The organism is Oenococcus sp. (genome assembly GCF_047725585.1).
Taxonomy (GTDB): Bacteria; Bacillota; Bacilli; order Lactobacillales; family Lactobacillaceae; genus Oenococcus; species Oenococcus kitaharae_A.
On record NZ_JBDNNF010000006.1, the window covers coordinates 79,758 to 92,597 of the forward strand.

At 42.3% G+C, this 12,840-nt stretch carries 13 protein-coding genes; 11 read left to right on the forward strand and 2 right to left on the reverse strand.

The window, feature by feature from the left end; all coding sequences use genetic code 11:
• The first annotated feature begins 1 nt into the window (after position 1).
• The 11 genes from comGA to ABF487_RS07915 all read left to right on the forward strand — a co-directional run bounded on the left by comGA (position 2) and on the right by ABF487_RS07915 (position 9,601).
• The gene (gene comGA, locus ABF487_RS07865; protein WP_415634964.1) at positions 2-976 is read left to right on the forward strand and encodes a competence type IV pilus ATPase ComGA; all 975 of its coding nucleotides are present in this window, start codon (positions 2-4) and stop codon (positions 974-976) included.
• Positions 909-1,955 carry a type II secretion system F family protein gene (locus ABF487_RS07870; RefSeq protein WP_263779168.1) on the forward strand — a complete coding sequence of 349 codons (1,047 nt, stop codon included), beginning with the start codon at positions 909-911 and terminating at the stop codon, positions 1,953-1,955. The genes comGA and ABF487_RS07870 overlap by 68 nt, the downstream gene beginning before the upstream one ends.
• Positions 1,952-2,281, forward strand: a complete 330-nt coding sequence (comGC, locus tag ABF487_RS07875; RefSeq protein WP_263779166.1) for a competence type IV pilus major pilin ComGC — start codon at positions 1,952-1,954, stop codon at positions 2,279-2,281. The genes ABF487_RS07870 and comGC overlap by 4 nt, the downstream gene beginning before the upstream one ends.
• Positions 2,268-2,684 carry a type II secretion protein gene (locus ABF487_RS07880; protein WP_415634965.1) on the forward strand — a complete coding sequence of 139 codons (417 nt, stop codon included), beginning with the start codon at positions 2,268-2,270 and terminating at the stop codon, positions 2,682-2,684. Before comGC ends, ABF487_RS07880 begins: the two co-directional genes overlap by 14 nt.
• Positions 2,677-2,859 carry a hypothetical protein gene (locus ABF487_RS07885; RefSeq protein ID WP_415634966.1) on the forward strand — a complete coding sequence of 61 codons (183 nt, stop codon included), beginning with the start codon at positions 2,677-2,679 and terminating at the stop codon, positions 2,857-2,859. Before ABF487_RS07880 ends, ABF487_RS07885 begins: the two co-directional genes overlap by 8 nt.
• Positions 2,849-3,283, forward strand: coding sequence for a competence type IV pilus minor pilin ComGF (locus ABF487_RS07890; protein WP_263779163.1), 435 nt, complete (start codon positions 2,849-2,851; stop codon positions 3,281-3,283). Before ABF487_RS07885 ends, ABF487_RS07890 begins: the two co-directional genes overlap by 11 nt.
• A gap of 169 nt (positions 3,284-3,452) precedes the next feature.
• The gene (locus tag ABF487_RS07895; protein WP_415634967.1) at positions 3,453-4,250 is read left to right on the forward strand and encodes a DNA methyltransferase; all 798 of its coding nucleotides are present in this window, start codon (positions 3,453-3,455) and stop codon (positions 4,248-4,250) included.
• Between the two features lie 6 nt (positions 4,251-4,256).
• Complete coding sequence (locus ABF487_RS07900; protein WP_263779160.1) at positions 4,257-5,450, forward strand: acetate/propionate family kinase; 1,194 nt, start codon at positions 4,257-4,259, stop codon at positions 5,448-5,450.
• 130 nt (positions 5,451-5,580) lie between these two features.
• Complete coding sequence (gene adhE, locus ABF487_RS07905; protein ID WP_263779159.1) at positions 5,581-8,277, forward strand: bifunctional acetaldehyde-CoA/alcohol dehydrogenase; 2,697 nt, start codon at positions 5,581-5,583, stop codon at positions 8,275-8,277.
• Between the two features lie 214 nt (positions 8,278-8,491).
• Positions 8,492-9,208, forward strand: coding sequence for a glycoside hydrolase family 73 protein (locus ABF487_RS07910; RefSeq protein ID WP_415625407.1), 717 nt, complete (start codon positions 8,492-8,494; stop codon positions 9,206-9,208).
• A gap of 12 nt (positions 9,209-9,220) precedes the next feature.
• Entirely contained in the window at positions 9,221-9,601 is a 381-nt protein-coding gene (locus tag ABF487_RS07915; protein ID WP_415634968.1) for a VOC family protein, read from the forward strand.
• A 41-nt stretch (positions 9,602-9,642) separates the two neighbouring features.
• Here the strand turns inward: ABF487_RS07915 and greA are convergent, their stop codons facing one another.
• Together greA and ABF487_RS07925 are read right to left on the reverse strand one after the other, a co-directional pair.
• Positions 9,643-10,131, reverse strand: coding sequence for a transcription elongation factor GreA (gene greA, locus ABF487_RS07920; RefSeq protein WP_263779156.1), 489 nt, complete (start codon positions 10,129-10,131; stop codon positions 9,643-9,645).
• Between the two features lie 79 nt (positions 10,132-10,210).
• Positions 10,211-12,832: a YfhO family protein gene (locus ABF487_RS07925; protein WP_415634969.1), complete on the reverse strand. Its 2,622-nt coding sequence runs from the start codon at positions 12,830-12,832 to the stop codon at positions 10,211-10,213.
• Between the last annotated feature and the right edge of the window lie 8 nt (positions 12,833-12,840).

A 12,840-nucleotide genomic window follows, 5' to 3' on the forward strand; every position in this document is an offset into this window, starting at 1 on the left:
AATGCAAACATATTTTGAACACATGATACAAGCTGCTTACGAGCAAAGAGCCTCTGACATTTATTTGCTGCCGGAACAGGGACGCTACCAGATTAAGTTTCACAATGGCAGCCAGCCGATTGGCTATCGTATTATCAGCTCCCAACTAGCAGATCAACTTTTCAGCTTTTTAAAATTCAAAGCCCAGATGAATATTGCTGAAAATCGCAGGCCTCAGGTGGGCTCGATGATAATGGCTTTCGGTCAAGAAAATTTGTCGCTTCGCGTTTCCACGGTGGGAAATTTTGCCAACAAGGAGACAATGGTGATTCGTATTCTTTATGATCAATCCTTTCACGAACTATCTTGGCTCATCGACCAACAATTCGATCAGCTGGAGAAGGCAATACCGCAGCAGGGGCTTGTTGTGGTGGCTGGTCCTACCGGTTCTGGCAAGACTAGTACCATTCACCAGCTTCTAAATAAGCAGAGTGATCGAAAAATGATTTTGACCATTGAAGATCCTGTTGAGATCAGAGATGAAAAAATCGTGCAGCTGCAAGTCAATAATGAGGCAAATATGTCTTATTTGGATTTGATTAAAGTGGCTTTAAGGCATCATCCAGATATTTTGCTGATTGGTGAAATTCGAGATGCTCAAACCGCCCAAGCAGCCGTACAGGCATCTTTAAGCGGTCATTTGGTTTTTTCCACTCTGCATGCCAATTCGTCTTTGGGCGTTATCAGTCGTTTATTAGAAATGAATGTCGATCCAGTCTTGTTAAAAGACGTCATGCGTTTGGCAGTTTATCAGCGTCTGCTTCCGACGCAATCTGGTGACCAGGCAGCTTTAGCAGATTGGCAGCTCTTTACAGATGGCTGGGATCAGCCGATGACAGCTTTCACATCAAAATGGAAGGAGAATTTAGATGATGCATATCGTCATTCCTGGATTTCAAAAGAAATCTATGAAGCCTATCTCAAGATTGCCTCGTAAACGACAAGTCGCATTTTTTAGTCTATTCGGCCAACTCATTCAGTCTGGTTATTCGATCAATCACGCAGTTCAATTTATGCAGCAAACTTCTCCTGACGAGATATGGATTCAGAAATTAGCCAGCAGCTTGGAACAAGGACAAAATTTTGCTAATGCAATCGCTCCCTATTTAAGTGCATCATTAAATTTTCAGATTAGTATGGCAAACAAATACGGTCATTTAGAAGATGTGCTTTTGCAACTGGCTGATTTTTCGTCAAAGCAGCTTGATCAGGAAAATAAAATTAAACAAGTTTTACGTTATCCGATTATCCTGGTCTGTTTGTTAGCTGTCATGGCGCTTGTAGTCAAGATCTTTCTGCTGCCAATTCTATCCAGTTGGCAAACTGATCAGAGCGATAGCACCTCCCAGAACGGCTTACTCTATTTTGAGTTAGGGGGCATATTGATGGCCTGCTTGTTTTTAGCGTTCTACTACTGCCGACGTTTTAAAAACAAACCCCGTCTTAAACGCTTGGAAAGTTTGGTCAAAATTCCTATCTTTGGAAAAACACTTGCCTTTTTGATTAATTATGAGTTCAGTATCCAACTTTCAATGCTCTTGTCGTCAGGTTTGCAGCTGGCTCAGGTAGCCGAAGAGGTCGCATTATCGCAGGACGACTCGCTAGAGGCTGATTTTGCAAAGAAAATGGTTGAAACTTTCACGAGTGGTTCCAATCTTTCAGGCTATTTTCAAAAGCTGCCATTCTTGGATCGCACGATTGCCGTTTATTTCCAGCAGGGCTCTGATTCAGAGTTGTTAAACAAAAATTTAAAAACTTATTCACAAATTACTTACCGAAAATTTTTGGCAAGTGTCGACAAAATAATCGCACTAATTCAGCCGCTGAGTTTTGCAGTGGTGGGAATTGGCATTGTTTTCCTTTATTTGTCGATGCTGATGCCGATGTACCAAACTTTAGGAGGAATGAATCAATGAAGAAATTAATTATGAAAATGAAACAAAAAAGAGGTAAAGAAAGCGGTTTCACTTTAATAGAAATGGCTGTCGTCTTGTTTATTATCGGCCTATTAATGCTTCTGGTATTGCCGAATTTGAACTCGCAAAGGCAAAAAGCGGCCGATACACAATCTGATGCAATGGTTTCGATGATTCAAACGCAGGTCAATCTTTATGAAAACGATACGGATGACACGAGTGTTAGTTATTCTGATTTAGTTTCTGGGCGTTATTTGACTGATAAGCAAGCGGCCAAGGCACAATCTTTGGGTATTACGATTAACGGTGATAATGTCACAAAGTAAATCTTTTACTTTACTGGAATCGGTGATTGTCTTGTTTATCTTCGCTGCATTAGCTCTTTGTGCCTTATCAGTACCGAAGGAATCTGAAGCAAAAATGCAGACCCGATTTTTAAAAAGCTATGACTCTTTTTTTAATCAGGCGCAGCTTTTAGCCCAACGTGAAAATCATGATGTCGATTTCATTTTCAAGCATCGGACGATCACCTTTATTAGCCAAAAAGGGCAGAAACGAGAGCTGGTCATTCCCAAGGGATTGCACGCCGAGTCACGCCGCCTTGCATTGAAAGCCAATGGTTATGTCGCACCCACGAGTATCGTCTTCTTAGATGACCGTGGAAAACCGCGGTTTTCTCTCGTTTATTCATTAGGTTTTGGTAATTATCGGGTAGCTGATCGTGATTAAAAGAAAATCTTTTGTTTTGGCAGAGGCGATGCTTGCTTTAACGATAGCTGCAATGGCCATTCTCTTTATTTCTGATTTGCAGCTGCGCCAACAGACCCAGATTTCCGAATTACAAACGAAAATTAAGCAGCATCGTGAACAATTAACGGAGATTTATTATCGACATGAGCCATAAACAAACAGCCTTTACACTGGCCGAAACTATGATTGCACTAACTGTTTTTGCATTGATCCTATTTATGATTCATTTTGCATCACAATTTGTTCAAAACGAAAAAAAAACGGCGAATTTGATCAATTATCAGCGTACTTTGATGCAGCTGGAAAATCCCGATCGGCAGTATGAGTGGGATCGGCAAGGAAACCAAATTTATTTTGTCTCAGCTCGTCGTGAAGACCAAAGAGTATATTTTCGTCTGAACAAAAATGTTCTCCAATTAACAACTGATCAAGGCGGTACCATGCCAATTGTCTCCGGTGTTAGTGATTTTAAACTGCTGGAGAATCAGGGCAGACTGCATTTTGTAATTATTTTTTCTCGAAAGGAGCGCTATGAGACTGATCTTCTGCTTAAAAGGCATCTCGCGAGCAAAGACTAGCTTTGTTTTGCTTTCTACTTTAATTTTAATTGCTTTGATTAGCTCGATCATGCTTGGTATTTTTTTGATTCATGCTAACGAAATTGCCTCACTGCAAAATATTGATCATTATTATGAAAAACGACTTGAAGAACTTGTCCAATCTGAGCAAGATCCTTAAGATTGAAGTATGCAGCCAGAAAAATTGCTCGAAATTGTTCGCACATTAGATAATCACATCCCTGTTTCTGAAACTAAATTTAGTCAGATCGTTAAAAAAATGCAACCACTGGACTTCTCTGGTTACGATCAAACTGATCTGGTCAATGCCTGCAATCTGTTTTTTGCCAAACACTTTTCTGATAATCTTGCCATTGCAAATAAAATGACGCCACCCGTGATTGGTGATGTAATGGCGCTTGTGGCATCCGAACTCGGACTTTCAGGTCAATTCATTATTGATCCGCAGGCCGCTTTTCCAGATTTGATTTTCCAGTTTGCCAGTCATTTTCAGCGGCCTATTTTTGCTGAATCGGCCGACGAAGGGGTATTGAGTGCACTATTGAATTTGGCACAGATTTATCGTTTTGACTTTACACCTGCTGAGTCAAATGCTAGTAAATTAATTGTCAGCCGATTATTGGGAATTGATTTTGCAAAAGAGTTGGATAGCTTAATTTATCTGTCTCAATTCCAGCCTGGACAAGCAGCGATTATTTTGGCTGACAATGTAGATCTGCAGTCAGGCGTGCTACCATTGATGCTTAAAAGTCATCCGGAGTTGGAATTGCTGTCGATTATTAAATTGCCAAACGGGCTTTTTAAACATGCTGAAATGGCTTCAAGTTTTCTCATTCTTCGCCGAAAAGTGGATAATGAAAAGGTAGTTGCCCGGATTTTGCTTGCTCAAATTCCGGAGCTTTCAAATAAAGAAGATTTTTCCAAATTTGTTTCGCAGCTAAAGACATGGAAAAAGGAGAATTTGTGAGGTTTTATGACAAAAATTTTATCTGTTAACGCTGGTTCATCGTCATTAAAGTTCAAATTAATGGACATGCCGGAAGAAAAAGTCATCGCCGAAGGCATGATCGAGCGTATCGGTGTTGACCTTAGCCAAGATGATAATGTATCAATTAAATTCCAAGGGGACAAACATAAGTCTCGTCATGCTTTTTCAAACCATGAAGAGGCGATTAACTTTACGCTTGCTCAATTTAAAGATTTGGGTATTGTGAAGGATTTTGATGAGATTAAAGGAATTGGCCACCGTATTGTGGCCGGTGGCGAATGGTTCAACAAGTCTGTCCTTATTGATGATGAAGTCCTGAAGAAAATTGAACGTTTGGCAGCCTACGCGCCGTTGCATAACCCAGCCAATGCATTGGGAATTAAAGCTTTTTCTAAAATTATTCCTAACGCTGTCGAAGTGGCCGTTTTTGATACGGCTTTCCATCAGACGATGCCTAAGGAAAACTATTTATACGCAGTTCCATATGAGTATTACACGAAGTATGGTGTTCGCAAATACGGGGCACATGGTACTTCACATAAATATGTGGCCGAGCAGGCCGCTCAAATGCTGCACAAACCGCTTGAAAGTTTGAAGCTGATTACGATGCATCTTGGCGCCGGCGCATCAGTTACAGCGATCAAAGACGGAAAATCCTTGGACACCTCGATGGGATTCTCTCCGTTAGCTGGATTAATTATGGCGACGCGGTCAGGGGATGTCGATGTATCGCTGGTTAATTATGTGAAAGGCAAAGAAGGGCTGTCTGATCAGCAGATGCTGGATATTCTGAATCATAAGTCCGGCTTGCTTGGTATTTCTACTTTATCTAGCGATATGCGCGATTTGCTCGACGTTTATGATACTAATGAACATGCTCGATTAGCTGTTAATATGTTCGTTAATCGTGTTGTTAATTATATTGCACAATACTATTTCGAGCTTCAGGGTGTTGATGCTTTGGTCTTTACAGCCGGTATTGGTGAGAATTCTGTGCCGATTCGCAAGATGATTTTGGAAAAATTGGCTTTTCTTGGTGTCAAATTGGATGAAAAAGCTAATGATCAGCATGGGGTTCAGACAGCGATTACACAACCCGATTCCTCGATTACGGCTTTTCTGATTCCAACCAACGAGGAGCTGGAAATTGCGCGTGATGTTCAAAATTTGATGAAATAAAGAAAAACGTCTTCGGGCGTTTTTTTATTATCTTTTTACTTGACATTATAGTTGTGAAGTTTTACACTAATAATGTTAATAAGTTCACAAAGTTGTTTATGAGATCGGGCTTATTACAAAAGGAGAACTGATGGCAGTTGAAACTAAAAAAATCACTAAGAAACAGCTGACTCCAGAAGAAATTCAGGCTAAAAAGGATTTGGCTGCGCAGTACATTCAAGAGCTTGTTGATAAGTCCAAACAGGCTTTACTGGAATTTTCATCTTATACACAAAAACAAGTTGACCAGATTGTCGCGGCTATGGCCTTGGCCGGCTCAGAGCATTCTTTGGAACTGGCACATTTTGCCTATAACGAGACTGGACGTGGCATTGTCGAGGATAAGGATACAAAGAATCGTTTCGCATCCGAATCAGTTTACAATGCGATTAAAAACGATAAAACAGTTGGCGTCATTGACGAGGATCCCGTTACCGGAAAAGTCAATTTGGCTGCACCTCTTGGCATTCTTGCCGGAATTGTGCCGACAACCAATCCAACTTCGACGACTATTTTTAAGTCCTTGCTGACAGCTAAAACACGCAACACGATTATTTTTGCTTTCCATCCTCAGGCACAAAAGTCCTCGGTGGCTGCTGCAGAAATTGTTTATCAGGCAGCTCGCAAAGCAGGTGCACCTAAGAACTTTATTCAGTGGATCGAAACGCCTTCACTAGAAAATACGACAGCCTTGATGCAGAATCCTGGTATTGCCTCTATTTTAGCGACAGGGGGTCCTGCCATGGTGCACGCGGCCCTCACTTCAGGTAATCCGTCAATGGGTGTCGGTGCTGGTAATGGTGCCATATTTATCGACCACACCGCTCGTGTCCGCCGTGCGGTTGAGGACCTGCTTTTGTCTAAGCGCTTTGATAACGGTATGATTTGTGCCACTGAGAACTCAGCTGTGATTGAAGCATCTGTTTATGATGAATTTATGGAACTAATGCAGCAAAAAGGCGCTTATCTGGTGCCGAAAAATGACTATAAAAAAGTCGCTGATTTTGTTTTCAATGATAAGCATGGTGTCAACGGCCCGGTTGCTGGTATGAGCGGCCGCTGGATTGCTGAAAAATCCGGTATCAACCTGCCAGAAGGCAAAGATGTTCTTTTGTTTGAACTCGACCAAAATAACATTGGCGAGAAACTTTCTTCAGAAAAACTGAGTCCTCTGCTTTCAATCTACAAAGTTCAGGACCGTCAAGAAGGTATTAAAGTTGTTCAGCGTTTATTGGCTTACCAAGGTGCCGGCCATAATGCGGCGATCCAAATCGGCACACAAGACGATCCTTTCGTTAAAGAATATGCGGACGCTATCAATGTCTCTCGGATTCTTGTTAATCAGCCTGATTCAATTGGTGGTGTTGGCGATATTTATACAGATGCATTGCGTCCTAGTCTGACGTTAGGAACAGGATCTTGGGGGAAGAATTCGTTGTCGCATAACTTGTCTACTTATGATTTGCTGAACATTAAAACTGTTGCACGACGCCGTAATCGGCCGCAATGGGTACGTCTGCCAAAGGACATTTACTACGAGAGAAACGCCATCACTTATCTGCAGGAATTGCCAAAAGTTGATCGTGCCTTTATCGTGACAGGACATTCGATGGTCAAGTACGGTTTTGTCGATCGCGTCTTGGAACAGTTTGCCTTGAGAAACGATCAAGTCAAGACCAGCATTTACAGTTCTGTACAGGCTGATCCCTATTTGAGCCAGGCCGTTCAGATCGCCAAGCAGATGCAGGAATTCCAGCCTGATACTGTCATTGCGCTAGGCGGCGGATCACCTTTGGATGTTGCTAAAATTTCACGTTTTCTGTATGAATATGCACAGCAATCAGGTCAGGACGATTTTCTTGATGATAATGATGCAATTAAAGACTTGTTTAAGGGCCTGCAGCAGAAATTCATGGATATTCGCAAGCGAATCGTTAAATTCGAACATCAGAATCTGACACAGTTGGTTGCGATTCCAACGACTTCCGGAACTGGTTCTGAAGTGACGCCTTTCTCGGTTATTACTGATGATGAAACGCATGTGAAATACCCATTAGCCGATTATGAATTAACACCGCAAGTCGCCATCGTTGATCCGGAATTGGTTATGACCGTGCCAAAGCGAACAGTTGCTTTGTCTGGCCTGGATACTTTATCTCACTCGCTCGAATCGTATGTATCAGTCATGAGTTCTGAATTCACACGACCTTGGGCGCTACAGGCGATCAAATTGATTTTTGAAAACCTGGTCGATTCTTACAACTATGATCCAAAACACCCGACGAATCGCGGCACACAGGCACGCGGCAAGATGCATTATGCTTCGACGCTTGCCGGTATGTCATTTGGAAACGCCTTCTTAGGGCTGAACCACTCCTTGGCACATAAAACTGGCGGTGAGTTCGGTCTGCCTCATGGCTTGGCTATCAGTATCGCAATGCCGCATGTGATTCGTTTTAATGCTGTAACAGGCAACGTTAAGCGGACACCTTTCCCACGTTATGAAGTTTACACAGCTCAGAAAGATTATGCCGATATTGCACGTCACATCGGCCTAACAGGTAAAGATGATGCTGAATTGGTTGAAAAACTGATTGCGAAGATCAAGGAATTGACTGATGCTTTGGATGTGGATATCACTTTAAGCGGTAATGGTGTTGAAAAAAAGCGCTTTGAGCAGTCATTGGATAACTTGGTGGATCTTGTTTATGATGACCAGTGCACAGCCGGCAATCCGCGCCAGCCAAGCTTGACTGAGATTAGAAAATTACTGATTGACCAATTTTAAAATTTAAGAAACAGATCTGCAATGGGTCTGTTTTTTTAATTTAATTAAAAACGTTTAAAATATGATAAGTATGCAGAAAAGAAGAAACAGATCCTCAAGACGCCCACGCCAAAAAAGGCGTTCACCCCTCCAATACATGATTTTTTTCCTAATAACACTTGTATTAATCATTATTTTTGGCTCGTATGTCTATAACAGAATTCAAGCAAGTCAATTGCGAGAAGCTTATTCGGCGATCAATCCTAGTGACCAGAGTTATCATCTGGTCAGAATTCGTCAAGGCTCCACGGTTCAAGACATTGCCAGAGGGCTTAAAAAAGCCGGATTGGTTCGTACGGAACTTGATTTTTCCCGTTATGCTTTGACTCGCGGTGGTAATGGCCTGCAGGCAGGTGACTATTATCTGCAGCGCTCTCAAACGATGTCGCAAATATACGCACGTTTGTTAGAAGGGCCCAACACGGAAGTTTATCGTAAGTTGTTTATTGAAAAAAGGGCGCCTTATGCGCGTCAATTGCAGGGACAATATCGGGTTTTGGCATCAATTAACCTGGCGCAGACGATTCTGGAATCACAATGGGGCACTAGCACACTGGCCTCGAAATATAACAACTATTACGGGATTAAAGCGCAGGGCAGCCAGAAAAGCGTCGAAATGTCGACACGCGAATATCTAAACGGTAAATGGGTGACAGAAAAGGATCGCTTTGCCGTTTATGCTAACTGGCAGGCAGGTATGCTGGCACATGCGCAATTCATTCGTAATGGTACCAATTTGAACGCCTCACAGTTTAAAGATGTCTTAGCATCGGGTAATTATCGCGATGCTGCAGCAGCTTTGGTTAAAGACGGCTATGCTACAGATCCGGATTATGCTCAAAAAATTGTGGCGATCATCGAAAATTACAAGTTGAATCAGTATGATTCATAAAGGATAGGAAATATGAATTTTATCGGTGTTAATCATATTGCGATTATTGCGACCGATCTGGCTCAAAGCAAAGATTTTTATGTTGACAAGCTTGGTTTTGAAATTGCCAGTCGGCATGACCGGCCGGAAAAACACGATATTATTTTAAATCTCGTGAAAAATGGCCTTCGTTTGGAAATTTTCATCAAACCAAATGCACCGAAACGACCTTCATATCCTGAAGCGACCGGTCTTCGCCATTTAGCTTTCACGGTGAATCATATAGAAGATATCGTTGCCGAGCTTAAATCTCAAGGAATAGCAGTACAGGAAATTCGTCATGACAGTTTCACTGGTGAAAAAATGGTCTTCTTCACTGATCCGGATGGACTGCCGATTGAGCTGCATGAATAAAAAAGGTATGAGAACCAATTTTCTCATACCTTTTTTCAAAATTATTTAGCTTTGCCAACACGAGTGATTTTAACGGTCATTGAATTATTGCCAGGTAAAGGTATTTCGACTGTATCGCCAGTCTTGTGATTCAATAGCGCTTTGCCCATAGGAGAATCGTTTGAGATTTTGCCGGACATCGGGTCGGATTCTGCGGACCCGACAATTGTATAACTTTCTTCTTCACCATCAGGTACTTCTTTGAATGAGACCGTCTTGCCAAGAGTTAGGATACTCTTTGAGACCGAATTGGTATCAATGACTTCGGCAAACTGAATCATCTGCTGCAACTGTATAACTCGTCCTTCAACAAAAGCCTGTTCATCTTTAGCTGATTGATATTCCGAATTCTCGGACAGATCGCCAAAAGCACGAGCTTCCTGGATCCTGCTGGTAATTGCTGGACGCTTATTTTTAATTAAATCGTCAAGTTCTGCTTGAAGTTTTGCAAGACCTTCAGCAGTCATGGGGTATGTTTTTTCTTCTGCCATATCTATATCCTTTCAAAATTTACAGCAAAACCAGCGTACCACACGTTAACTCACTGTCAATAGTAAATTCAAATTCTTTTTAGTCAATGACAAAGCGCTTTCTATGTGTGAAAAACAGTGGGACAAATAGTATTGCAATCAACGTCACCAGACTGATTAAGGCTGCGATTTTGAAGTACGGCTCTTGAAAATAAATTTCAATCCGGTGACGGCCTGGCTGGATGGAAGCCCCGAGAAAATACTCATCTATCCGGTGCGTGCGAACTAATTGGCCGTCGACTCGAATTTTCCAACCAGCGGCACTGGGGATACTTGTCATTAAAATCGGATGCTGTTTATCAGCCTTAATCCAGCCGCTCAAATGAGTCTGATTGAATTTAAGGCCTTGCATCGCTCGCCCTTGAATTTGTTTGGCCGCATTTGCCACTTGCTGATTATTCAATGCATAGAGAATCAGATTACTGATAAACAGTCTTGACTGACGAAGATGGATGCCGATAGTGACGGAAAAATTTTTATCATGATTGGCAACATTTAGGGCAACGACATCACGGCGGTCACTATATTGCGGAATTGTTTCACCATTAACTGTGATCCAAACGTTGTCATTAGCAAAGGTGGTTGGCAGCGTCAGATAGTAAGCGTCATCGTCTTGAGGCGTGAAAGTTAAATACACAGCGCCATCTTTACTTTTGTCCGTCTTCTCGACAGTCTGTCCAACGAGGTCACTGACCTTTGTCAGATTTTCTGTCCGAAAATTGAAGGGAACGTTAGCCCGCATGAAATTGTTGCTGCCAGTCAGCCCCTGCCACAAGGAAGCTGTCGTTTGCATAGGGCTCTGATTGAAAATCTGACTTTTGAGAACTGATGCAGGACTGGTAAAGGCAATTGGTAAAGCATTTTGATTTTGTACAGTCATGACTTGATCCTGGCTGCGCAGCAGACGATAGCTGGTCAGATCCGGCCGATAAGAGTTTGCCATGCGTCTTGGTGACCCGTTTTCATCGGAGCCGCCGTATACGGGCGCAATAAAGTAGCGCATATTAAAGATCGCATCGGTAATAATGGTGCCGTAGGAATATGAGGCATAGTAATCGCCAGCCACTTGCCCAAAAGCACCAAATAAGGCGGGTGTTTGTTTGTCGACTGTCGAAGCAAAATGCATGCCGCCGTTATACCCGCCGGCAAAAGCATCGCCTCTTGTGCGTGAAAAAGTCTGCCCGACTCTATAGAAAGACTGCTTTGGCAGCAAACTAGTGCCTTGCCTAATTGCTGTAACTGTGCGGCGATATTCTGTATCAGTCAAATAGCTGAAGTTGTTTGTTGACATGTAAGCGTTTAAGGCCAAGCTGGTCAGTGAAACTAGCAAAGCCAGGTAAGCCCAAAAATCCTTCTCGACAAATCGCTTGATCAAATAGACAAATAAACCTGATAAGGCAAGGAAGATGAAGAGATAAATTTGATTCAGCGTTAGGTAATCGGCTTGTTTGTAAATTCTAAAAGCGAGGCCGGCAATAAAAACAATCGCGGCCAGGCTGATTATAAAACTGCTTAGGTGAGCGCGCTGCTGTCTTTCAAAGGCGATTGATCCCAGCAGCAGCACAAAGAAAATCGCGATAAAACTGTATCTATAGGGATACCAAACAGGAAACTGCATCATGTGAAACAAAATATTCAACGGCTGCCAGACAAAACTCGTTAAATACAAAGCTGTGATTAAAAATCCAGCTATTTTGGCGCTTCTTTTTTCTCTTTGAAGAGAAAAATAGGCTGCAAAAGCGATGACAGCCATAAAGGGAATGAAAATATTTGCCTGGCCTGTTTTCATTTCATCAAAATTAAAGGACCCGGGTATTAGTTTGAAAGGCAGCAGGTAAGGTTTGGCAATCAAGCCCCAATTGATTTGCGTCAGAATATCCTGTCCTTTGCCCTGAAGAAGCTGGAAGGCTGTTGGTATCAATACGATCGCAGCAGCCAAGACTGACATAAGCAGCGAGGACATAAAAAGCAGCCAGCGCCGGAATTTGAAACGTATGTCCGCTTGGCCGCGGCTTAATTGCCAGAGAGGGAACAGCAAAAGAAAAATACCGATCATATAAGCAATGTAAAAATTATCAATAATCGCAAAAGCGAAAATTAATGTAAAGGGCAGGTACCGGCCCTTATTGAGCAATTCAATGGCCCAATAGACAATCAGCGGGAGGAGGATGATTTGATCCTGCCAGAGCAGATTAACCTGGTTGGCAACCATCCACCCGGATAGCGCGTAAGCACATGAAAAAAGTAAAGCTACCCGTTTTTCGGCAAAGTTTTGTCTGACCAGTAAAAACTGCATGCTCAGCCCTGCGAGCCCAAAGCGCAGAACGGTTAAGAATAGAATACCGATCGGCAAGTTCGCCTGGCTAAAAAATAAAAGCAGCAGGTTCGATGGGCTGAATAAGTAATAAGCCCACTCGGAAAACATCTCGCCGCCAAAATTTTTACCAAAACTATAGAAAATCTGTTGCGGCTGATGCAGGATGGTTTCTCGCATGCCGGAAAACATATCGATGTACTGCTGACCCAAGTCGACTGTTAAAATAGAGCTATTGCCAAAGGGCGCCATCTTTCGATATGCGAAATAAAAAAGCATGATCAAAAAGGGCAGCGCAAAACTTAGCAGATAGTGATTTGAAACAAATTTTCGGATTTTTTCAGGCATTAACTATA

Coding starts and splice junctions, on each gene's coding strand:
- ABF487_RS07925 (WP_415634969.1), bottom strand. CDS start 12,832: ATGCCTGAAAAAATCCGAAAATTTGTTTCAAATCACTATCTGCTAAGT.
- adhE (WP_263779159.1), top strand. CDS start 5,581: ATGGCAGTTGAAACTAAAAAAATCACTAAGAAACAGCTGACTCCAGAA.
- comGC (WP_263779166.1), top strand. CDS start 1,952: ATGAAGAAATTAATTATGAAAATGAAACAAAAAAGAGGTAAAGAAAGC.
- comGA (WP_415634964.1), top strand. CDS start 2: ATGCAAACATATTTTGAACACATGATACAAGCTGCTTACGAGCAAAGA.
- ABF487_RS07890 (WP_263779163.1), top strand. CDS start 2,849: ATGAGCCATAAACAAACAGCCTTTACACTGGCCGAAACTATGATTGCA.
- ABF487_RS07895 (WP_415634967.1), top strand. CDS start 3,453: ATGCAGCCAGAAAAATTGCTCGAAATTGTTCGCACATTAGATAATCAC.
- ABF487_RS07880 (WP_415634965.1), top strand. CDS start 2,268: ATGTCACAAAGTAAATCTTTTACTTTACTGGAATCGGTGATTGTCTTG.
- ABF487_RS07870 (WP_263779168.1), top strand. CDS start 909: ATGATGCATATCGTCATTCCTGGATTTCAAAAGAAATCTATGAAGCCT.
- greA (WP_263779156.1), bottom strand. CDS start 10,131: ATGGCAGAAGAAAAAACATACCCCATGACTGCTGAAGGTCTTGCAAAA.
- ABF487_RS07900 (WP_263779160.1), top strand. CDS start 4,257: ATGACAAAAATTTTATCTGTTAACGCTGGTTCATCGTCATTAAAGTTC.
- ABF487_RS07915 (WP_415634968.1), top strand. CDS start 9,221: ATGAATTTTATCGGTGTTAATCATATTGCGATTATTGCGACCGATCTG.